This is a genomic window from Cognaticolwellia aestuarii, from assembly GCF_002000025.1.
In the GTDB taxonomy this organism is placed as follows: Bacteria; Pseudomonadota; Gammaproteobacteria; order Enterobacterales; family Alteromonadaceae; genus Cognaticolwellia; species Cognaticolwellia aestuarii.
On sequence record NZ_MUZV01000001.1, the window covers coordinates 394,107 to 417,487 of the forward strand.

General features: G+C 39.9%; 22 protein-coding genes. 15 read left to right on the plus strand and 7 right to left on the minus strand.

The window, feature by feature from the left end; translation table 11 throughout:
- Positions 1-32: 32 nt before the first annotated feature.
- Positions 33-317, minus strand: a complete 285-nt coding sequence (locus B0169_RS01780; protein ID WP_158077031.1) for a putative quinol monooxygenase — start codon at positions 315-317, stop codon at positions 33-35.
- 212 nt (positions 318-529) lie between these two features.
- Positions 530-874 (minus strand): winged helix-turn-helix transcriptional regulator, encoded by a 345-nt coding sequence (locus B0169_RS01785; RefSeq protein WP_077284111.1) that lies wholly within the window; start codon positions 872-874, stop codon positions 530-532.
- Positions 875-989: 115 nt separating this feature from the next.
- Here B0169_RS01785 and B0169_RS01790 point away from each other — a divergent pair, with 115 nt between their 5' ends.
- The gene (locus B0169_RS01790; RefSeq protein ID WP_077284112.1) at positions 990-1,757 is read left to right on the plus strand and encodes an SDR family NAD(P)-dependent oxidoreductase; all 768 of its coding nucleotides are present in this window, start codon (positions 990-992) and stop codon (positions 1,755-1,757) included.
- Between the two features lie 171 nt (positions 1,758-1,928).
- On the opposite strand, the gene B0169_RS01795 is transcribed toward B0169_RS01790, so the two are convergent.
- The 3 genes from B0169_RS01795 to B0169_RS01810 form a co-directional block, all read right to left on the minus strand.
- Complete coding sequence (locus tag B0169_RS01795; RefSeq protein WP_077284113.1) at positions 1,929-2,339, minus strand: GFA family protein; 411 nt, start codon at positions 2,337-2,339, stop codon at positions 1,929-1,931.
- A 25-nt stretch (positions 2,340-2,364) separates the two neighbouring features.
- On the minus strand, positions 2,365-2,790 hold the full coding sequence (locus B0169_RS01800; protein WP_077284114.1) for a GNAT family N-acetyltransferase: 426 nt from the start codon (positions 2,788-2,790) through the stop codon (positions 2,365-2,367).
- A 257-nt stretch (positions 2,791-3,047) separates the two neighbouring features.
- Complete coding sequence (locus B0169_RS01810) at positions 3,048-6,323, minus strand: amidohydrolase family protein (RefSeq protein WP_077284116.1); 3,276 nt, start codon at positions 6,321-6,323, stop codon at positions 3,048-3,050.
- 288 nt (positions 6,324-6,611) lie between these two features.
- Here B0169_RS01810 and B0169_RS01815 point away from each other — a divergent pair, with 288 nt between their 5' ends.
- Positions 6,612-6,905 (plus strand): hypothetical protein, encoded by a 294-nt coding sequence (locus B0169_RS01815; protein WP_077284117.1) that lies wholly within the window; start codon positions 6,612-6,614, stop codon positions 6,903-6,905.
- 93 nt (positions 6,906-6,998) lie between these two features.
- Here B0169_RS01815 and B0169_RS01820 read toward each other — a convergent pair whose 3' ends face one another.
- Both B0169_RS01820 and mpl read right to left on the minus strand, forming a co-directional pair.
- The gene (locus B0169_RS01820) at positions 6,999-7,673 is read right to left on the minus strand and encodes a flavin prenyltransferase UbiX (protein ID WP_235838433.1); all 675 of its coding nucleotides are present in this window, start codon (positions 7,671-7,673) and stop codon (positions 6,999-7,001) included.
- A 92-nt stretch (positions 7,674-7,765) separates the two neighbouring features.
- Positions 7,766-9,133: a UDP-N-acetylmuramate:L-alanyl-gamma-D-glutamyl-meso-diaminopimelate ligase gene (gene mpl / locus B0169_RS01825; protein WP_077284118.1), complete on the minus strand. Its 1,368-nt coding sequence runs from the start codon at positions 9,131-9,133 to the stop codon at positions 7,766-7,768.
- Between the two features lie 234 nt (positions 9,134-9,367).
- Here mpl and B0169_RS01830 point away from each other — a divergent pair, with 234 nt between their 5' ends.
- The 13 genes from B0169_RS01830 (at position 9,368) to B0169_RS01890 (ending at position 23,376) form a co-directional block, all read left to right on the plus strand.
- On the plus strand, positions 9,368-10,576 hold the full coding sequence (locus B0169_RS01830) for a YcbX family protein (RefSeq protein ID WP_077284120.1): 1,209 nt from the start codon (positions 9,368-9,370) through the stop codon (positions 10,574-10,576).
- A 14-nt stretch (positions 10,577-10,590) separates the two neighbouring features.
- Complete coding sequence (locus B0169_RS01835) at positions 10,591-11,334, plus strand: 5-oxoprolinase subunit PxpA (RefSeq protein WP_077284121.1); 744 nt, start codon at positions 10,591-10,593, stop codon at positions 11,332-11,334.
- Positions 11,315-12,082 (plus strand): 5-oxoprolinase subunit B family protein, encoded by a 768-nt coding sequence (locus B0169_RS01840; RefSeq protein ID WP_077284122.1) that lies wholly within the window; start codon positions 11,315-11,317, stop codon positions 12,080-12,082. The genes B0169_RS01835 and B0169_RS01840 overlap by 20 nt, the downstream gene beginning before the upstream one ends.
- A complete protein-coding gene (locus tag B0169_RS01845) occupies positions 12,079-13,107 on the plus strand; it encodes a 5-oxoprolinase subunit C family protein (RefSeq protein WP_158077032.1) in 1,029 nt (342 codons plus the stop codon). Before B0169_RS01840 ends, B0169_RS01845 begins: the two co-directional genes overlap by 4 nt.
- Positions 13,108-13,503: 396 nt before the next feature.
- Positions 13,504-14,706: an alginate export family protein gene (locus tag B0169_RS01850; RefSeq protein ID WP_077284124.1), complete on the plus strand. Its 1,203-nt coding sequence runs from the start codon at positions 13,504-13,506 to the stop codon at positions 14,704-14,706.
- A 230-nt stretch (positions 14,707-14,936) separates the two neighbouring features.
- Positions 14,937-15,536, plus strand: a complete 600-nt coding sequence (locus B0169_RS01855) for an anthranilate synthase component II (RefSeq protein WP_077284125.1) — start codon at positions 14,937-14,939, stop codon at positions 15,534-15,536.
- A gap of 185 nt (positions 15,537-15,721) precedes the next feature.
- Positions 15,722-16,867 carry an HDOD domain-containing protein gene (locus B0169_RS01860; protein WP_077284126.1) on the plus strand — a complete coding sequence of 382 codons (1,146 nt, stop codon included), beginning with the start codon at positions 15,722-15,724 and terminating at the stop codon, positions 16,865-16,867.
- Between the two features lie 336 nt (positions 16,868-17,203).
- A complete protein-coding gene (locus B0169_RS01865) occupies positions 17,204-18,418 on the plus strand; it encodes an aspartate aminotransferase family protein (protein ID WP_077284127.1) in 1,215 nt (404 codons plus the stop codon).
- Between the two features lie 69 nt (positions 18,419-18,487).
- On the plus strand, positions 18,488-19,504 hold the full coding sequence (gene astA / locus B0169_RS01870) for an arginine N-succinyltransferase (protein ID WP_077284128.1): 1,017 nt from the start codon (positions 18,488-18,490) through the stop codon (positions 19,502-19,504).
- Between the two features lie 81 nt (positions 19,505-19,585).
- Positions 19,586-21,058: a succinylglutamate-semialdehyde dehydrogenase gene (gene astD / locus B0169_RS01875; protein WP_077284129.1), complete on the plus strand. Its 1,473-nt coding sequence runs from the start codon at positions 19,586-19,588 to the stop codon at positions 21,056-21,058.
- A gap of 232 nt (positions 21,059-21,290) precedes the next feature.
- Positions 21,291-22,088, plus strand: a complete 798-nt coding sequence (locus tag B0169_RS01880; protein WP_077284130.1) for a DUF1338 domain-containing protein — start codon at positions 21,291-21,293, stop codon at positions 22,086-22,088.
- Positions 22,089-22,268: 180 nt separating this feature from the next.
- A complete protein-coding gene (locus B0169_RS01885) occupies positions 22,269-22,622 on the plus strand; it encodes a DUF3802 family protein (protein WP_077284132.1) in 354 nt (117 codons plus the stop codon).
- Between the two features lie 100 nt (positions 22,623-22,722).
- The gene (locus tag B0169_RS01890; protein WP_077284528.1) at positions 22,723-23,376 is read left to right on the plus strand and encodes a single-stranded DNA-binding protein; all 654 of its coding nucleotides are present in this window, start codon (positions 22,723-22,725) and stop codon (positions 23,374-23,376) included.
- Positions 23,377-23,381: the final 5 nt, after the last annotated feature.

Genomic DNA, 23,381 nt, shown 5'->3' on the forward strand with positions numbered 1-23,381 from the left:
TTTGGCTGGCTAATATTTATTAGTCAGTCACTTTAATCCTGCTGAAAGTAATTACCTTTAGGTGGTGCGCCAAATAAACTCATTGCTGCCTGCATATCTTCTTGCGGGTAGTTGGTTATAGCCAGTTGATGATCTTCAATGCTGTTCCAACGTTCAATAATCATGAACTGATCTGAGTGCTCATGATGCTTTAATAACTCACAAGCAATACAACCAGCTGCGCCAGCAATGTAAGGTACTAAAGTTTGCAAAAAATCGAAAAGTTCAGCTGACTTGCCAACAGCTGCGGTAAATTCATTTACTCGTACTATGCTCATACTAACCTCTTTAAATCTCATTATTTACTATTCATAGCATATCAATATTACCATTAAGCTTGAGTAATACGTTTTGTTGAAGCAGGATATTTAACCAATAAGTCACCCTGTCGGGTTGGACGTGGCATAAAATCCCCCTGACAATTGGGGCAAACACCTTGATCCTTATCGCAACATTGACAATTAGGATGAAAAATTAACATAAATCAGCACTATCCTTTATCGTTATCTACTTCTTGTTGCAACGCTTCTAAAGCGTCAACGATGGTGAGAAACTTTCGACCAAAGTCAGTCACATGGTACTCAACTCGCGGAGGTAGCTCATTAAAACTTTGCCGCTCTAAAATACCAAACTCGATATTCTTTTTTAAACACACATTAAGCACTTTAGTGGTTAACCCCTCAACACTGCGCACCATTTCACCGGGTCGATTAATACCGTCAGACAGTAATTGATAAACCGTCAGTGACCACTTACAACCATATATTGTTTCAACCATACGCGCACTATTTAAAGGTGGTGTTTTTCTTGAAATTATTTTTTCATTGTTATTCATAAAGATGTACTAAAAAGTACCTACCCCACTAATTTGTACCTACTTTTCAACAAGCTGATTTGCTCGCTAAGCTATCAACACTTTAGCAAGTGTAGATAACAAATTGGAGAAAAATATGAGCGTTTCAAAAAACAATTTAGCAGTAATTATCGGTGGCTCAAGTGGTATGGGTTTAGCTACAGCACAACAACTGGCCGCAAAAGGCACTGACCTGATCATCATTGGTCGTGATACTGATAAACTCAACGCCATAAAAGCCGAGCTATCACCATTAGCACAGGTAGAAACTTTGTCGGTTGATTTATACAGCAAAACACAAGTTGACGAATTAAATCAATATATTGAGGATCTTCCTCGACACGTTACTTACTTGGTTAACGCCGCTGGCTATTTTAAACCAACCAGCTTTATGGCGCATAACAATGCAGTTTATGACCAATATATGGAGCTAAATAGAGCAACATTTTTTATCTCGCAAGCCGTAGCTAAAAACATGATAAAACACCGTGCAGGCGCCATTGTTAATATTGGTTCTATGTGGGCTAAACAAGCCATAAAAGCAACACCATCGTCGGCTTATTCCATGGCAAAAGCCGGTTTACATGCCCTCACTCAACATATGGCTATGGAACTCGCAGAATATAATATTCGGGTTAATGCAGTAGCACCTGCTGTCGTAAAAACACCGATATATCAGTCATTTATTGAGCCAGAAGAGATTGATAGTGCACTAGCAGGTTTTGATGCCTTTCACCCTATTGGCAGAATTGGGCAAGCTGATGATATTGCCAACACAGTGAGCTTTTTATTAAGCGAACAAGCCGACTGGGTCACTGGGGCAATTTGGGATCATGACGGCGGTGTAATGGCCGGGAGAAACTAAACCAATACCATTGGCTAATAAATCAGCTTATAGCACACTAAGGGGTCAGGAAAAATGGCACCTTAGTGTCTTTTTATGACGATAAAACTGCCTGCTGATAATAGACGATTTAGGCTGGTATTACTGATTATCTCAAATGACTTTATGGCAATGCATCGTTAAACAAAAACGTTATTTCAAACGGCTAGGCTCAAAGGTTGAATAACGTGGAAGCTCTGCATCTAAATCGTCCCAGTTAGCTTTGGAATCAACAAAATTATGTGATAGTGGTCGTGCTAAAATATCGCTATCGAAAATCCCTAACCTGACTCGAATTCTTGCGATATCGTCATCATTACTACTAAAGATCGGGCTACCACAATGCTGACAAAAATGACGGGTACGACCCGGCTTAAAAGAAAAGCGACTTAAGGATTCTTGACCTGTTATGATTTCAAAGTCGGCACTATTAACAAAGCCATTAGTGGCATAAGCCGTACCTGAGTTTTTTCGACATAACGAACAATGACAATGAATAATATCGCTAATTTCACCATGTACGGCAATAACTACTTCTTTGCACAAACACTTTCCTGAATACATGTTAATTCCACCAACTAAAGCTTTATTAAGAGTGACTGGATAATTGCTTAACCATGTAATATTTACAGCCAGTTTTAGGATAACCCTGCTGCGTCCATTGCACTTTATAACCATGTTTTTGGTAAAATGGCATAGCTTGAAAGTTCAAAGTATCCAGTAACGCCTTATTGCAACCTCTTGCCTGCGCGGCCAATTCTATTTTTGCTAACAGCTGGCTACCAACATGTTGCCCTCGCGAGCTCTCAGCCACCCATAAGGTATTAATCATCAACCAATCACCAAATGTTCGCCCGGCAGCACCGGCAATAATCTCGCCATTTTCATCGCTCAATTTTACGGCTAATGCTTTACGCTCGCTCACTTCCCAGCGAGCCCAATTAAATTCGGCAATTTTTTCATCTAAAAATGACACTAACTGCGCATCGGGGTTTTCTAATACTTCAATATTCACAATTAGCCCTATAACTTACTCAGCCTAAGCTTAGTAAGCGCAGTATAACGAGTTTTGAATAAATTAAGCGAGGCGCTTAAGAACTTAAACTTTATCAGCCATAATGAGTGACTTTTAATAAGCAAACAATAATTGAAACCAGTACAAAACTCAATCCAAAAACAAGTCTGGATTGAGCCTTTTTGTTTAAACGCCAATAGTTTAAAAATAAAAAGCCCGGATAAATCCGGGCTTTGTGACATCAAACTTACTAAAGCCTATTTTTCAAAATAGAATTTTTCACGTTTGTTATCGTAGTTACCTACTTCATTCATGGTTTCGGCATTGTATAAACGACCATTTACCATGGTATAAACTACTTGATCGGATAAGCGAATATTTTCACTAACATCGCCGTCAATCACTAAAATATCAGCAAGTTTACCTACTTTAAGTGAACCTAATTGGCTATCTAAACCTAAGGTGTGTGCCGAAGACATTGTTGCCGTGCGAATAGCATCTAATGGTGACATACCACCTTGTGCCATCATCCACATTTCCCAGTGCATCGCTAAGCCTTCACGTTGTCCGTGCCCACCGGCGTTCACTACAACCCCTAGGTCGTTTAGCTCTTTAGCAACTTTCGCGACGTTAATGTGATTGTAATGATGATGTGGTGCTTTACTACGACGCATGGAGCGTGGATCTAAAAACTCACTCGGAACATATTTACTTAAGCGAGGATGTAACCATACATCCGTGGTGTCATACCAAAAATGTTCACCCGAAATACCACCGTAAGCTACGCCCATGGTTGGCGTGTAAGCCATTTCAGATTGTGACCATAATTGCTTGATGTCATCGTAAATTTTCGCGGTTGAAATTGAATGCTCTAATGTTGTATGGCCATCAACTAGCATAGTAAGGTTGTGTTGCAGTAGTGATCCCCCTTCTGGCACTACTAATATTTCAGCTTCACGCGCAGCTTGTATCATTTGTTGACGTTGATTACGTCGCGGTTGGTTATAGCTTTTAACACTAAATACACCGGCTTTTTTCAAACGTTCAATATGAAATTTAGCATCATCTAAGCTATCAACATGTGAGGTATAACCCGCCGCGGTGGCGCCGTATAAAATACTCCCGGTTGAAAATAAACGTGGTCCAACAATATCACCGGCTTTTTGCAATTCGCTAGCCGCAAAAAATTCAGTGGTGTCATTCGATGGATCATGAATAGTCGTGACACCTAGCGCTAAGCCCGCGTAATTTTTCCAGTTTTGCTGTGGAATAATTTCATTGCTACCTTGTGGGCCATGGGCATGTGCGTCAATCAAGCCAGGCATAATCGATTTACCAGTGATATCAATCACTTTAGCGTTAGATGGAATAGTCACTTGACCTTGTTGGCCCACGGCAATAATTTTATTGCCTTCAACCACAACAACACCATTTTCAATAACTTGCTCACCTTCCATAGTGATAACTTTACCACCAACAAAAGCAACTCGACCTGAAGGCTTGTCAGCTTTTTCTTTATAGCCTAAATAAGTTTTAAGTGGTGCTTGCGTTGAGCTATCACTCGCTTGCTTATCTGTTTTAGCGCTAGGCTCTTCAGTCGTAATATCAAATAAACCCGCGACACTTGCTTGGTATAAATCAGGGCCTAAGCTCCAGTACAGTTCATTCGACTGACCGTTCCAGTTAATACTCTCACCAGCACGCACGGATAATTTTTTCACCGGCAAATTTTTCGATGAAGGTCCAATATCAATGACCTGACCACGTTCAACAAACGGAGTTACAAACACTTTAAAGCGCTCTGCAAACGCTAAATACTTACCATCAGGTGATACTTTATACTCAGTGGCAAACTTGCCTTGATAAAGCGCTTGCTCTTTATCAGCTGTTGATGAGTTGTCTAAGCTGATTTTCACTAACTGTGGCGTTTCACCATTACGTAAAACATAAATCCGATCATTTTTAGCACCAAAGTGCGGTAATTCACCTGACTCAGTTACCAGTTTTGGGGTACCGTTTTTAACATTAACCGTATAAATACCCGGATTTAAACCCCACGTTGGATCAGTAATATAGCCACCTGAAACCTTACGATAGACTACGCTTTTACCATCGGGTGAAAAACTAGGCTCTACATACTTACCAGGCTCGTCAGTTAATACGCGGCTTTTACCGCCACGGGCAGAAACCATACGAATTTCACCCAGCTTATTATCGTCCCACGTGCTGTAAACCACATATTTTCCGTCACGAGAAAAACTCGGATTTAATTCAAAATGTGATTTTTGTTTAGTTAAGCGCTTAGCTTTTCCTTTTGCTTTACCGTCAGCAATGGTGCGAAGATAAATATGCCCCATTGATTCATAAACAACTTTTCTACCGTCCGGTGATATTTCAACATCACGCAGCATTTTTACATCAAAGTTATCTTGGTCGATATCTTGTTGGAAACGTAATGCAGTTTGTATTTTTTTCTCAGTTTTAACGTGAAAAGGAATAACCGTTGTTTTTTTACTTTCAAGATCAAGCTTATGAATTTGCCCACCAGACCAAAACACCATGCCTTCACTGTTTGGTAGCCAAGCCATATTCGGATAAACACCGTGAATAGCCCATGTTTCTTGCATATCACGATCTAAATTTTCAAAAATTAAGCTTTCTTTACCACTTTTTAAGTCATATAAATATAAATTAGACTGGAAATCGTCACGGCTAATATAAGCTAAATATTTACCATCCGGTGACGGAACAGGACGTATCGCACCACCTTTACCTGAAACCACCACTTTAATTTCACCGGTAGCCAGTTCCAGGCGTTTAATTTTATAAATGCCTTTTTCAGAATCTTTACTGTAATGAAAAGTTTTACCAGGCGTTGCATCTTGCGAGAAATAAACATATTTCCCATCATGCGAAAATGCCGGTTCACCTAGATCTTTTTGCTCATTAGGTCGCTTAGTTAGCATGACACCGTTGCCGCCAGTTTTGTGGTACATCCATACTTCGCCAGCACCTAATGAACGAGAACCAGTAAAGTGTTTACGACCCACAAGATAATTACCATCTGGCGACCAGGCCGGACTATTTAATAAGCGAAAAGTTTCTGAGCTGACCGCTTTACCGGCGCTGCCATCTGCATTCATGATCCAAAGATTATCACCGCCATCTTCGTCTGAGGTGAACGCAATATGTTGACCATCAGGACTAAAACGTGGCTGCATTTGCCAAGCAATGTCAGTCATTAATGCTGTAGCTTCGCCACCCTCAATAGGCAAAGTGTAAATATCACCTAATAAATCAAACACTAAAGTTTTGCCGTCTGGGCTTATATCAACATTCATCCAAGTACCTTGGCGAACGTCAATTTTTGCTGTGGTGAACTTCCCTGGAGGGTTGTTTACCGACCATTTTTCAGCTTGCGCTTTGTTTGTTGCTTTCGTGGCACTATCTTCTGCAAAAGCATGATGGCTTGTACCTAACACTAAGGCGATACTGAGTGCTAGCGAGGATATTCTGGATGTAAATTTAGACATTATCTTTAACCTAATCAGCTATATAATAATCATTAAATTGACAATCTAAATACTTATAAGAGTCATTTCAACGACTATAAATTATTGTTATTTTACTACTAGAACACATCAGCATTTAAAACTTAAGTGCAATGCGACAAATAGCAGTTATTGATCGTTCAGCACCAATTGTTAACAGCTTGTAAATATTAACAATTAAAGCTAAAAAAAGTGATAAATATTTAGACAATTTTTTATTTTTCAGTATGGTAGATACCAACCTAATAATAAAAACAAGGACTGATTTTTATGGAAAGATTGAAAGAAGCACAAGCAAGTTTAATTGCTACCTACTCACTTTATAACGCGGCGAGTGAAAAAAAATTGCCGGCAATTGATGCTAACGATAGCGAAACCTTAAAGGCGCTATTAGAGGTTATTCAAAATCGTGAAGCGATTGCTTATGTGCAAAAAGTCAAAAAAAGCATCCCTACTGAAGTTACCGAACTCAAGCGCTTACTCGCTGATGTCATGCTGTTGCTTGACGGTGTTGATATTAAAGCAATTAAAGCAAAGAACAAAGCCGCCAGCAACGCTGATTAGGTGAATTAACCTTAAGATCTATAAACCTTAGCGTGATTCACTAATCCTTGTTGCAACTGTCGCTAACTTTGTCAGTATAAGCTTGTTAGGTAACTAACTTGTTTGCTTGTTAGCACTTGGAAACGCTTGATAACCCCAACGCGGCATAATGGTTTGCGGGATATTTAAATGATCAAGTAAACGCCCCACCATAAAATCAATCAGATCATTTATCGATTTGGGTTGATGATAAAAACCCGGTGCGGCTGGCATAATGGTGACACCCATTTGTGATAACGACAGCATATTCTGTAAGTGAATAGTTGAAAATGGTGTTTCGCGCGGCACTAAAATTAACTGTCCGCGTTCTTTTATCACCACATCGGCAGCACGCTCGATCAAATTATCACTCATGCCTTGGCTAATAGCCGCTAGCGTTCCAGTAGAACATGGACAAACCACCATCGTTTTCGGCGCAGCCGAACCAGACGCCACCGGTGAAAACCATTGCTCCTTACCAAAAACAATAATTTGCTCTGCTTTAGCGTTAAATTTTTCAGTAAAAAATTGACTTGCGGCATCCGGCGAACTCGGCAATTTCAACCCCACTTCAGTGTCAAATACCACTCGCGCAGCGCTTGAGCACAATAAATAAACTTGGTAATTAGCAGCAACTAAGCACTCTAATAAACGCAGCGCATAAGCTGAGCCCGAAGCGCCAGTAATTGCTAAGGTTATTTTTTTATCAAACTCATCGCTATTATTAATTGTTACTGATTGATTTTGCACTTATTCACCTGAGTTAATCAAAATTTACTTTTGTTACCTATATCATACGACTTGCACGATGTTATTGATCACTCAAGTCGTTTAAACAATGGCTACTGCGTTGCAAGTGCCGATAACAGTTTATCATGAATACCGCCAAAACCACCGTTACTCATAACAACAAGCGTATCTCCTGCTTGAGTTTTAGCAACAATGTCAGCGACCAGTTGTGCGATATCTTGGCTGATAAAGCAAGGTTGAATACAATCAGCAATTAACGCATCAACAGACCACTTAACCTGTTCGCCCTGATAAACAAAAACCATATCAGCAGCCGCTAATGATTTTGCTAAAGTATCTTTGTGCACACCTGACTTCATGGTGTTTGACCGCGGCTCCAGTATAGCAATAACACGTTTATTACCTACGTTGGCCCGCACACCTGCCAGTGTTTTCGCAATCGCGGTCGGGTGATGAGCGAAGTCGTCAAACACCCTAACTTGATTAACTTCACCTTTGAGCTCTAGTCTACGTTTGGTATTAACAAAAGTTGCTAAGGCTTCGATTGCAACTGAAGTGGGTACGCCGGCATGTCTTGCCGCCGCTATCGCCATTAAGCCATTGTCGATATTAAAGTCGCCAATAAGTGCCCACTTGACTCGTCCTTGAATTTCACCTTGAAAACTCACGATAAACTCACTGCCGTCAGCAACAGACTTTTCTGCATGCCAGCCTGACAACTTGTCATGGTCGCCAACACTGTATTCCCTTGGCGTCCAACAGCCCATAGCTAAGGTATCGGTAATTGCTTGCTCGCCGCTCGGCGACAACACTAAACCGTTGCTTGGCACCATACGGATAAGATGATGAAATTGTCGTTGAATATCACCAAGATCATTAAAAATATCGGCATGATCAAATTCCATGTTATTGATCACTAAAGTATTGGGACGATAATGCACAAATTTAGAGCGTTTATCGAAAAATGCGGTGTCGTATTCATCAGCTTCAATAACAAAAAACGGTGCATTGCCTAAACGCGCAGAGCAATCAAAGTTTTGTGGTACGCCGCCAATGAGGAACCCAGGCTCCATGCCGGCATATTGTAAAATCCAAGTCAGCATTGAACTTGTGGTAGTTTTACCATGAGTGCCTGAAACCGCAAGTACCCAACGGTCTTTTAACACGTTGTCTAGTAACCATTGTGGACCAGAGGTATAAGGAATTTTCCGATCGAGTACATGCTCAACCATGACATTACCGCGTGTCATGGCATTACCAACAATAATTAAATCAGGTTCATCATCTAAATGCTCAACCAAATAACCTTGCTTTAACTCGATGCCGAGTTGTGCTAACTGCGTGCTCATTGGTGGATAAACATTAGCGTCGCAACCGGAAACACGAAAACCCATTTGCTTAGCAATGGCGGCAATACCGCCCATAAATGTGCCACAAATACCTAATATATGAAGATGCATAAAAGCCTATTTCTATAGCTCTTACACTGCAAATGCTAGCTTGAGCTAAGGTTTAAATCAGAATGCGCTCAATATACCTTAATCTCACAAAAATACATATTGCAAAATCAAGCCATTTTGCCCACTATCAAAGCGGTTATTCCAAGTCTATTACTATCAACTGAATAAGCGCATCGAGCAATTAACGATATTATCGCAAGTTGATCACAACACAATTAACATTTGAGGCAATTCATGAGTCAGGCTACGCTGAAAAACATTATCATTTACCCAATAAAATCGAGTGCTGGCATTGAGTTATCTAATAGTTGGGTGGAAGAGTTCGGCTTAGCTTTTGATCGTCGCTTTGTTGTTGCGAGCCCTGATGGGGAATTTTTTACTGCTCGTACACAGCCAAGCTTATGTTTACTTCAAGCCAACTTAACCGCAACAGGCATGATAATTACCGCACCGAAAATGCCGGCATTGGTGATTGATTATAATCTGCTGAGTCTCAATTATGTTGATGTGCAAGTTTGGAATGACACTATCAGCGCACAACAGTGCGAAGACGCTATCAACCAATGGTTTAGTCGCTACCTTCAAAAGCCCTGCCAATTACTGTTTTTTGGCACTGAGTCACAACGCTTTGTTAAAAATAAAAATAGCCAAGTGGGCTTTGCCGACGGCTACCCTTTATTACTTATTTCACAAGCCTCACTTGATCATTTAAACAGCCAATATCCACCTAACTCTCGAAGCATTCCAATGTCGCAGTTTAGGCCCAATATTGTGGTGAGCGATTGTGACGCCTTTACAGAAGATACTTGGCAAAAAATTCGTATTGGCGAAGTAGAATTTGAAGTAACCAAGCCTTGTACTCGTTGTATTTTTACCACCATTAACCCTGAAAATGCAGTGAAAGATCACCAGCAAGAACCATTAAAAACATTAAAAAATTATCGGCAAATAGCTAATGGCGACATTCTATTTGGGCAAAACTTAGTCGCACTTAATCAAGGACAAATTAAACGCGGTGACAAGCTGGAAGTATTAAGATATCAAGCTGCGCCAGTATTTGCGTTAGCTGAAAAATCAACAGCGCCTACTGACAATAACGGGCTAAGCATTAAAGAAAAAGCAGCACAATTACAGCCAGTTACGAAAAAGAAACCGCTAATAACTTTTAGTCGCTTTAATAAATCAGTAACCGGCAACAATACCGAAACTTTGCTTGAACAGGGCGAAAATGCGGGTTTAGTATTACCTTATTCTTGCCGTGCAGGTATGTGTGGTAGTTGTAAGGTTATGCTCGAAGAAGGCCAAGTAACGGAAACGTGTCAAGACGGTTTATCCGATGAAGAACAACAACAAGGCTATATTTTAAGTTGCTGTAGTACGCCATTAACTGATGTGGTTATTAGGCATCCAGAGCGTAAACGTCGCAATAGACATAATGATTAAGTAAGGCAAAAGTCATGAAGTTAAACTGCGATTTAGGTGAGTTTAAAGATAATAACGACGCCGATATAATGCCATTGATTGATATGGCGAATATTGCCTGTGGCTTTCATGGTTCAGATCCAATAACCATTAAAAACACCATTAAACTTGCCCACCAACATCAAGTCATTATTGGTGCGCATCCCAGTTACCCCGATGTCGAAAACTTTGGTCGACAATCTATGCAGTTAACACAAGATGAGTTAATTGCTAATGTGCAATATCAAATAGGGGCATTACAAGCACTTTGCGCAGCAGAAAATACACAAGTTCATTATGTTAAACCCCATGGTGCACTCTACAACGATATGATGAAAGACCTTAATTTGTTTAATGGCATTTGTATTGCTATTGCCGAGTTAGCTCAACCAAGTCATCAACCCTTATCCTTAATGCTGCAAGCATTAACTAACAGCGCGCCATTTCAGAAAATAGCTAAAAAGCACCAAATTCAGCTCTATTTTGAGGCTTTTGCTGATCGAGCTTATTTAGATAATGGCTTACTCGTACCGCGCAATGAAAGCGGTGCGGTGTTAAGTAATAACCAAGACGTGGTGAGTCGCTGTCAGGATATACTGCAACAAAAACCGCTACTAAGTATTAATCAGCAACCTTTGCAACTTCACATTGATGCTTTATGTGTACACGGTGACACACCCAATGCTTTTGCTATGATCAAAGCTTTGCGAGCAACCCTCAATGCAGAAAAAAAGTCTTAATACCGTGATAGGTAAGAGAGCTAGCAACCCACGATTTCAAATAAACTTTAGCCTTGATATTGTCGCCGAAAACGCCTTACAGCTCAGCTGGAAAAGCGAAATCTTAATTGCACAACATAATGAAATTATTGCCTTGCAATCACTGATTAAACATCAGCTAGATGCATACGTCATTGAAACCATCGCAAGCTATCATTGCTTGATGATTTATTTTCGTCATCAAATGATCACAAGTACTGAAATTACAGAGCAAATTAAACACCTTGCTAAACATCATCAACAGCCAACACAACTAACCGACAATAGCCTGTCCGTTGATTGTATTAAAATACCGGTTTACTACGATATCGAACAACAATGGGATCTGGCTGAAGTAGCAACCCGTTGCAACATTACAAGCAACGAAGTGATCGAACAGCATAGCAGCACCATTTATCGTGGCTTTGCTTTAGGCTTCACACCAGGATTTTGTTATTTAGCGAGTTTGCCTGACACTTTGCATTTACCTCGAAAGTCATCGCCACGCACTCAAGTACCTAAAGGCGCCGTGGCTATTGCCGAGCAACAAACCGCCGTGTATCCAAATCAAAGCCCTGGTGGTTGGCATATTATTGGCCAAACCCCCTTACCTATGTATAACACCTGTAACGGCCAATTTAATGCCACCATCAATGTCGGACAAAATGTAGAATTTTATGCTATTTCGAAAGTTGAATTTATCGCTATGCAACAAGGCTTATCAGCGTGAGTCAGCATTGCCTTGAGATTATCAACATTAATGGTCAGGCGAGTATTCAAGATCTCGGGCGGTTAAACGCTCAGCATTTAGGCTTTAGTGCTGGTGGTGCTGCAGACGAGTTTGCTTTTCTGACAGCTAATCAACTTATTTCAGATCATTGCAGTATGACTGAACCGAATAAGCACCAAAGTAATTGCCCTGCAATAGAAATCACCTTAGGACAAGTGAGTTTTCGCGCCAATACCGAATGTGTAATTGCCATAACCGGTGCGAATTGTAAGGCTAAAATCAATGATACCGTGATAAAAAACTGGCAATGCTACCAGCTAAAGCCCCATGACATGATTACTTTTGCCATGCCTGAACATGGCTTACATAGCTATTTAGCTGTGGCAGGTGGCTTTACTTGCCAAGTAGGACAGAAACCCTGGTTAGGCAGTTTTGCTCAAACTCAGAATGAAATGGCACTAGGCTTTACCGGTAAACCGTTAATAACCGGCAGTAAGTTATACTGCTCAGCAGATGCGAATGATTTAGCACGGCATATGCCCGTAAATGCCAATAAGCCAATCAGCTCACCAACGCAGTTCTACGCCCAACACTCACTAACATTAAGGGTAATGCCCAGTACATTATTTTTGAAAATGAGTCATGAACAGCAGCAACACTTTTTAGCCAATGAGTATACTATTTCAGCCCAGAGTAACCGTATGGGCTATCGACTACAGAGCAAACCTGAGCAAAGCGGCTCATTTGAACAAAAAATACTTGCTGAGTCATTGCGCGAGCGTTGCTTATTATCATCACCGGTTACATACGGCATGATCCAGCTTCCGGCCAACGAACAACCCATCATCTTAATGAAGGAAAGGCAAACCATGGGCGGTTATCCAGTGTTGGGTAGCGTCATGCAAACCGATTTATTCCGTTTAAGCCAAATGCGCCCAGGTGAAAAAGTCAATTTCACCCTCATTAATCACCAACAAGCACAACAACAGTTACGCGCGTTTTATCGAAAATTTAGCCTTTTATAGCGCTAATTCCGACTATAAAAACGAGTAATTGACTCAATGAATCGCTAAAAAAACCACGCTTTGTTGTTCCAGATCAGCTTAGCGACATTATTCAGCGCATTTTTGCTTTTTGTATTTCTCATTAGACCAGAGTAGTGCTAATTTTAGCGCATTAAAAAGTTACTCGTTTTTTAAACAGCTTGGCAATTATTACTTTTTCATCATCTAAACTTATGTGCCGATGAATGAACAAAGCCGTCTTGTGTAACTTATTGTAAATAAATGAAATATAGTTTGTTCAGACAAATAAAAATTACTAAAAAAATGCCTTAAAACAATCCGATATTTTGACTAATTCTTACTATGGTTGATTAAAAATAAACTCTCTCAAAGTTTAAAAACACTAAGGTTGATATTATGAAAAATAACATAAAATACACATCTCTCGCTTTACTCTCAGCTTCACTTTTAAGTGCACCATTAGCTTTTGCAGAAGAAACATCTGTGGCATCAGGCGTTAAAAAGGCGCTTTCAGAAAGCACAGTAAAACTTAGCTTCCGCGCTCGTTACGAAGGTGTTGATCAAGATGGCATTGACGACAACGCAAGTGCACTGACCTTAAAAAGTCGTATCACTGCAAATACCGGTAGCTTTAAGGGGTTATCTGCAGGTGTTGAAGTTGATAATGTGACTGACATCATCGATAACTACAATAGCACTAGCAATGGCGAAACTGATTACCCTGTAGTCGCTGATCCAACGGGCACAGATGTAAACCAATTATTCTTAAAGTACTCAACTGAGAATTTTTCTGCCACTGCGGGTCGTCAACGTATTTTACATAACAACCAACGCTTTGTTGGCGGTGTGGGTTGGAGACAAAACGAGCAAACTTACGACGGTTACCGTTTTCAAGTGAAACCGGTCAAAGGTTTCTCTGCAGATTATAGCTATATTTATAACATAAATCGTATTTTTGGCCCTGACGGCGATAAAGCTGACTTACATGGTCAATTCCATTTACTTAACACGGGTTATAAAATCAATAAAGAGCACAAGATCAATGCGTATGCTTACTTACTTGATTTCGATACCGCAGCAACTTCTTCAACAGATACTTACGGTGTTAGTTACAACGGTAACTTTGGCCCAGTAATGATTAACGCAGCTTACGCGACACAAAGTGACGCGGGTGATAACGCAGCTGACTTCAGTGCTGACTACTACAATTTTGAAGTCGGCACGAAAGTGAGCACCGTGACTTTATTAGCCGGTATCGAATCTTTGGGAAGTGATAACGGCGTTGGTTTCTCTACACCATTAGCAACACTACACAAGTTCCAAGGTTTTGCTGATAAATTTTTAGGCACTCCAGCTCAAGGTATTGAGGATATTTACTTTACCGCGAAAACCAAAATCAATGGCATCAAGCTTTCTGCCACTTATCATGACTTATCTTCAGATGTTGATGGTATTGATTATGGCTCAGAAATCGACGTTGCTGCAGCCTATGCATTTAATAAAAATTACAGTGTTCTAGTGAAGTTCGCCAGTTTTGATGCTGACAACTATGCTAGCGATACGGATAAGCTTTGTGTACAAGTTGCCGCTAATTTCTAAGCTACACTCCTCAGCTAAAGTTAGCGCTTGCTAACATTTAAAATAAGCTAACAAAGGGTTTAAACGATTGTGTTTAAACCCTTTTCGTTTACCTCCTCGCCATTTAGCATCAAGTTACACAACAGTATTAATCAACAATATCGTCAATCCTATCACTAGGGGTAGAATGGCTGTGGATAAAAGCTTAGAATAGCGCCCGCTTCCAAGTCTGAATTTATGTAGGTGTTTCTTTGTTATTAATGATCGACAATTATGATTCTTTTACTTTTAACTTAGTGCATTATTTTCAAGCACTTGGTCAAGAAGTCATGGTGGTCAGAAATGATGAAATCAATGTCGATGCGATAACAGCATTAGCACCACAATATATTGTGATATCTCCCGGCCCTAGCGATCCTGATGCCGCCGGCATTTCCTTAGCCATTATCGAAAAGTTTAAAGGCCTCATTCCAATACTAGGTGTTTGCCTTGGTCATCAATGTATTGCCCAACATTTCGGTGCCAAAATCATTAAAGCCAAGAAAGTCATGCATGGAAAAACCAGTGACATTTCACATAATGAACAGGGACTATTTAAAGCATTAAAACAGCCCTTAACAGTGACCCGTTATCATTCATTAATTGTTGCACCTGAAACCCTACCAGATGAGTTAACCGTAACGGCTTGGTTATCACACAATGATCACATAGAGATTATGGCGCTACAACACAAGTCTTTACCGCTTGCTAGCGTACAGTTCCATCCCGAATCAATTTTAACCGAGCAAGGTCAACAGTTATTACAAAACTTTATTGATCAGTATGCCAATCTAATAGATGATAATATTTGACCGATAGTTGGATAAAGCTCACTGACTGGCACTTTGGTGTCGAAATAAATGCTTAGTTAGCCTAAATTCAGGTGAGTTACCTACAATTTGCTCAATTGTCTGACCCTTAAGAAATAGATAAACAGGTCGATAACTTAACTAACAATAAAAATAAATCAATCACCGTTACCCATAATGAAGTGCTGATGCAAATATTTGAAGATAATAAACTTGTTTCCCCTCTCTATAATCGAGCACTTAGCTTAGCGATTAGTAAAGACTTTGCTGAGCAAAAAAATGGCAAAGTAAATGTTGCCAAGCATCAAAATAGTGAACAATTAAATCGCCGACGTGAGCTACTTGCCGTAGAAGAAGAAGCGAATAAAAATAAAATTATTCAAGCGCATGGACACGAACACTTTAAAGCCCAAGTGATGAGTAAGTTTTTTGCACGAGTCGCCAAGCAAGTTAATAAAGAATTCGACAATAAAGAAAACCTCTACCTGAACGTGCTGAAGATAGAAGATGCAGCGCCGTCTATTATGGAAATATTGTCACTCAAGGCTGCCAGTATCAATCGTATTACACCTTTAGTTAAAGCATTACCTTGGTTATGCACTGAATTAATTAACTTAGTGAATAAGCCCCAATACCGTAAACGTTCAGACGTACAAGTCACTGAGCCTAACTTAGCACTCAGCTACGTTGGCTTAGATAATCTAAAATTAGTGATGCCAACTTTTATGCTCAAGCATTGGCTACCTAGCAATACCGCTCCTTTTCCATTAATGAAACGTAAACTGTGGAATGATAGTTTATCAATTGCCCTAGCTGCACAATTATTAGCGAAGGAGCAAGGCTTAGATGAATTTGCCGCTTTTGCTGCCGGTATGCTGAGTAATTTAGGCCTGCTCGCTGTAACTCGTAGTTTTTTAAACACCTATTCAGAACTTTACAACGAAGAGTTGCGTGATGCTTACGACAATAAAGATAAAAAACTCCATGACGTTTTACTGGAATTAGAAGCATCACCAGAGTTATTACTTGAACAGCTAGTTGAACGTAGTAGTAAAGTCGCTGCCGACATGGTTGAGCTAATGCGTTTTGATCGCTTACAAATTACGGAAGCGTTATTTGATCTGGCCTATGCGGTTAATATCAGTCACATGTGTCCTATTGCCAAAATCCTGACTAAGGCTAAAGCCTATATTGCTTTTAGAAGCTTAGCCAAAGAAGATCTCATCAATACCGAAGAAGCTAAAACACTACTAACCGCTGGGCAATTAACGACAAAAGATATAGCGCTGCTAAAAAAAGGTGACATTGACCATATAAAATTAAACTTTAATTAAATTATTTTTGATTAATTATGAAATATTACCAGCAATTGCTGACCCTCATACTATACATCAAGCGCTAGCAGCCACCCCTAAGGCGAAAAAAGCCACTAAAAATAGTTATGCAAGAATAATGAATAAAAACGGCTAAGCCTTTGCTTTACAAGGGGTACAGCGCATATTTACGAGACAGAGTGGGTTTTTTCTGTCATAATCCCTGCCTATTTTTTAGTTAGTCATGTGTTGAGATTACACTTCGCTAATTAATTCATTTAGTTTCTTTAAGCTTTAGCTTATAAAACTAATACACAACTATTGATTACAATATCCTAACTATAAGAGGAATTTACAATGTCTAATCACTTCCCCGTAGATCGTGCGTTATTTGATGATGTTATGGTACCTAACTATGCACCATCTGCAGTTATCCCTGTTCGCGGTCAAGGTTCACGTGTTTGGGATCAACAAGATCGTGAATTTATCGATTTTGCTGGCGGCATTGCAGTGAATTGTTTAGGACATTGTCACCCAGCATTGGTCGGTGCGTTAACAGAACAAGCCAATAAAATCTGGCATTTATCAAATGTGATGACCAACGAGCCAGCTCTACGTTTAGCAAAAAAATTAACGGATAATACTTTTGCTGATAAAGTCTATTTCGCTAACTCTGGTGCAGAATCAAACGAAGCAGCATTAAAATTAGCGCGTCGTTGGGCACTTGAAAACTTTGGCGCAGAAAAGTCACAAATCATCGCCTTTAAACAAGGTTTCCACGGTCGTACATTCTTCACCGTTACTGTTGGTGGTCAAACAGCCTATTCAGATGGTTTTGGTCCTAAGCCTGGTGATATTGATCACGCAGAGTACAACAACTTAGACAGCCTAAAAGCACTTATTTCAGACAAAACCTGTGCTGTAGTAATGGAGCCACTACAAGGTGAAGGCGGTATTGTTTCACCTACTGACGAATTTGCCAAAGGCGTTCGCGAACTTTGTAATGAACATAACGCTTTGTTAATTTTTGATGAAGTACAAACTGGTGTTGGCCGCTTAGGCGAATTATATGCATATATGGGCTTAGGTGTAACACCTGACATTTTAACCACTGCAAAAGCATTAGGTGGTGGCTTCCCTATTGGCGCTATGATCACAACAACCGATATTGCTAAGCACCTTAAAATTGGTACACACGGTAGTACTTACGGCGGTAACCCATTAGCTTGTGCTGTAGCAGAAGCTGCATTTGATACGGTTAATACGCCAGAAGTATTAAACGGTGTTAAAGAAAAAGCACAACTTTATGTCGATGGCTTAAATGCTATCAACGCCAAACATAATGTATTTAGTGAAATTCGTGGTAAAGGTTTACTGATTGGTGCGGTATTAACTGACGCTTACCAAGGTAGAGCAAAAGACTTTTTAAATGCTGCAATGGATGAAGGTGTTATGACACTTGTTGCCGGCGCTAACATTATACGTTTTGCCCCTTCATTAGTTATCCCGAATGAAGATATTGCTGAAGGTTTAGCACGTTTTGAAAAAGCCGTAGCTAAATTAGCTAAGTAAGCCATTCATTACTATCGCGTTCAAATACTTAACTATTTAAGTATTTGAACGTCTCATTGAGAGTTTTCTATGATTATTATACGCCCTATTCAAAGCAGTGATTATGATGCATTACATCGAATTGCTGTTGAGTCAGGACACGGTTTTACATCACTACCGGTCAACGAAGAATTGCTCAGAAAACGCATTTCTCATGCTGAAGTTTCTTTTAATAGCTCGGTAACCGAGCCTGGCAATGAAGGTTACCTTTTTGTCATGGAAGATACAGAAACCGGCGCCGTTGTTGGTACAAGTGGTATTGAAGCCGCAGTTGGTCTAGACGATGCATTCTATCATTACCATTTAGGTAAAGTGGTGCATAGCTCTCGTGAGCTTAATATCTACAATACTGTTGAAACATTATCCTTATGTAATGACTATACGGGTGCTTCTGAGATTTGTACTTTATTTCTTAGCGAAAGCCACCGTAAAAACCGTAACGGACGTTTCTTGTCGCGTTTCCGCTTTCTATTTATGGCAGAACATAGTGAACGTTTTTCGGAAACGGTTATTGCGGAAATGCGCGGTGTTTCAGATGAAGATGGTTCATCTCCATTTTGGAAGTGGCTAGAAGATAATTTCTTCTCACTTGATTTTCCAACAGCAGATTACCTTACAGGTATCGGCAAAAAAGTATTTATTGCTGAATTAATGCCTAAATACCCAATTTACGTTAATTTGTTGAGCCCAGAAGCACAACAAGTGATCAATAAAGTACATCCAAAAACAGTACCAGCACTGAGACTACTAGAAGCTGAAGGTTTTTCGCGCCGCGGCTATGTTGATATTTTTGACGGTGGCCCAACAGTAGAAACACAAACAGCATCAGTAAAAACGGTACGCCAAAGCCAGAAATGCCAAGTACTTATTGGCGACGTTGCTAATGACAATAAATATATTATTTGTAATAGCAAAGTAGCTGACTTTAGAGCAACACAAGCACCAGTGTTATTACGTGAAACCGCCAATCAAGTGGTGATATCACAAGCCGTTGCAGATGCACTTATGGTAAATGAAGGGGACTGGGTTCGCCTAGTTGCCAATTAATCACTTAGTCATTATTTAGATAATTATCGAGCGAAGGTAGTTATTACACTCATGAGCGAAACACGCGCAGAGGAATCTAGAATGTCACACAATATACAACTTATTAATGGTCAATGGACAGCAGGTTTAGGCCATGAAATTTTTTCAAAAAATCCGGCTAAAAATGAAGTGATTTGGCAGGGTAATACCGCTTCTCCAGCACAAGTTGACGAAGCTGTGCTTGCTGCTCGTGCAGCTTTCGAGACTTGGTCTAATATGCCAATCGAAGAGCGTATTGCTATTACCGTTAAGTTTGCTGAATTACTTACTGAGCATAAAGAAGCATTTGCGACAACTATCGCACTTGAAACCGGTAAACCTATCTGGGAAACCCGCACGGAAGTAGGTGCCATGGTTGGTAAAATCGCTATTTCTGTACGTGCTAATGAAGAGCGTACCGGCACTGTTGAAAACCCTATGCCAGGTGCAAAAGCCTTTATTCGTCACAAACCACACGGTGTTGTTGCGGTATATGGCCCTTATAACTTCCCTGGTCACTTGCCAAATGGTCATATTGTGCCAGCACTTATTGCAGGTAACACTGTAGTATTCAAACCCAGTGAATTAACGCCTATGGTTGCGGAAGAAACCTTAAAACTATGGCTAAAAGCTGGCCTTCCAGCTGGCGTTATTAACATGGTACAAGGTGAAGTTGAAACAGGTAAAGCATTAGCAAGTCATCCACAAATTGACGGTTTATTCTTTACCGGTAGCTCAACCACTGGTCACTTTTTACATGAGCAATTTGGCGGTCAACCAGGCAAAATTTTAGCGTTAGAAATGGGTGGTAATAACCCATTAATCGTAAAAGATGTCACGGATATCGATGCGGTAGTGCATGACATTATACAATCAGCTTTTATCACTACCGGTCAACGTTGCACTTGTGCTCGTCGCTTATTTATTGAAGCTGGTGAGCAAGGCGACGCGATTTTAGCTAAATTAGTGGCTAGCACTGAAGCGATTAAAATTGGTTATTTTGACGATGAAGAACAACCTTTTATCGGCTCAATGATATCTGAGAAAGCAGCATTAAGCTTAGTGGCAGCTCAGCAGCAACTTCTTGATCTGGGCGGCGAGTCAATTGTGATGATGAAGCACCTTGAAGCTGGCACTGGCTTTATTTCTCCTGGCATTGTTGATGTTACAAATATCTCTGAAATGCCAGATGATGAACATTTCGGTCCGCTATTAAAAGTTTACCGTTACACAGATTTTGACGCAGCGATTAACGAAGCGAATAACACCTCGTTTGGTTTATCGGCTGGTTTATTAAGTGACAGTGAAGCGTTATACAATCACTTCTTCCGCCGTATTCGCGCAGGTATCGTAAATTGGAATAAACCCATTACCGGTGCTAGCAGCGCTGCACCATTTGGTGGCATTGGTGCTAGTGGTAATCATAGAGCAAGTGCATTTTATGCTGCTGATTATTGTGCCTACCCTGTCGCGTCAGTAGAAGCTGAAAAAGTAGCATTACCAGCGGCATTAAGCCCTGGCTTATCAATTAAGTAATAGAAATAACTTAATAGCAATGAAACTTCACTGCCCATTAAAAAAAGCTGGGATCCGTCCCGGCTTTTTTAAAAACATCGATCAAATATAGTCACTTATGCTGAGTGGTTATTAAGCATGCTGTCCTAAATATTCTTTAATCTCCTATTGAAGAAGTAATAAATAGCCTCACATACCACTCTGTCGACTTGAGATATCAACACTATTTTATTTATGCATTTAGGAATTTAACATGACTGCGGTTAAAAATTTATTTAACAACATTTGGCAAAACTATTTAGAAGTAACGCCTTCAGCTGAAAAAGTACACCAACTTTTAAGCACAGGTGACGATTTAATCAACGATCATGTTGCTTACCGTACCTTTAACATTGCCAAAGTCAATATTGAAAAGATTTCTGCACACTTAATTAACCTAGGTTATACAGAGTGTGGTGAATATCACTTTGAAGCTAAAAAACTTTACGCCAAACACTTTGAACATAGCGATACTAACTTACCAAAAGTTTTCATTAGTGAACTATTAGTAGAGAAGTTCTCACCACGTGTTCAAGAGATTATTGCTAAAATGGTTGCGAGTATCGACGAAGCAGACATTAACCTTGAAAGCTTTTTGTATTCAGGCACTCACTGGCAAGTAAGCCATCAGGAATATTTAGATTTGTTAGCTGAAAGTGAATATGCCGCTTGGGTTGCTGCATGGGGTTATCGCGCTAACCATTTCACTGTTAGCATTAATCATTTAGCCAATTACGATTCAATCGAAGCAGTCAATGAAGCAGTGAAAGCTGGCGGCTTTAAATTGAATACCACCGGTGGCGAGATCAAAGGTGACGAAGGCGTTAAACTAGAGCAATCTTCTACTATGGCTGATCATGTATTAGTGGAGTTCTCAGATAAAACAGTCGCTATTCCAAGTTGTTTCTACGAGTTTGCCAAGCGCTACCCGATGGAAAACGGCGAGCTTTACACAGGTTTTGTTGCAGCTTCTGCTGACAAGATCTTTGAAAGCACTAACGCTGCCGCATAGGTTAGCCGGCACCTATAATCGATAGGTGCCAATTTCCCTCATACCACACTCTGCTCTTAGATCGCCCAAACCGGAGTATTAAATTTACCCACTCAGCATTCAATAACGGCTTTGCTACTTGATCATCAGCATATTTTATGAGTAAAGTAGGGCTACAATAAAAATTAAATAGATGAATCAATGGTTACCGATACTGAAGGTTATATTCATATCATTGAATATTTAACTGCTCACTTAAGCCTATTTGAAAACAGCTCGAATATTGATAATAACAATAGCTCGGTTTTAGAAGTGATCGAGCAAGAAATGAGCGAACAAATTATTAGCTTATGCAATCAAAATGAAGCACTAACGTTTAATCAACGTAATACCATTGTTCGAGAAATTGACGCTATCGTCTATGATTTACAAGAAATATTATCTGGCGTCATCAATAACTCGGTAACCAATGAACAAGTAGAGTTTATTCAAGAATTTGCAATTTTAATTAAAAATTTATTTGATACCGAAATACACAGTCAATTTTTACTTTAGTCATTGGTTAGCTTACTAACAAGTCTTGTTATTGTGCGTTATCAGCACTTATGCTGGCTTAACGTTCGAGCCATTTATCTTATCAACCACAAGTTGCCTTATGTTACCTGAACAACCCCAAAACCATTTATGCACAGTTACTCTACTGGGCAACCTTGTTAATAAGCCTGATATTCGCTATCAAGCCAATCCCGTTGTAGCTTTTGCCGAATTTACTTTAGCAACACATAGTCGTTGGTTTGACAAAACCAGTAATCAATTTAAAGAATGGACGAGCTACCATACGGTAAAAGTTATTGGTGAAATAGTTGAGCGTGCCCTGATTCATGCAGGCAAAGGCGATATTATTTTAGTGCAGGGTTACTTAATCAATAGTAGAAAAAATAATCGTGAAATCATTCATGCAACTTACGCACAAACCTTTCCTAAAGGTTACGCACAATCAATTAATCAAATTCATTGTAGTGGCAATATCGTGTCAGAAATTAAGCTCATTACCACAGAAAACAATAAAGAATTAACCGAAGTGATACTTGAATCAAAACAACATGTATTTTCGGCCATCACCCAGCAAAGCCATGTGGTCACTATTCAACGCCCTATTCATATCTGGGGTAAGCAAGCACTTTACCTTGCAGAACATGGCAAAATAAATGATCAAATAATAGTTGACGGAAAATTGAGCTATCTTAATAATAAGAATAAAAATCAATTTATCGATGCACATCAAGCGGTGTTACTCGCCAAGCACTAATATCA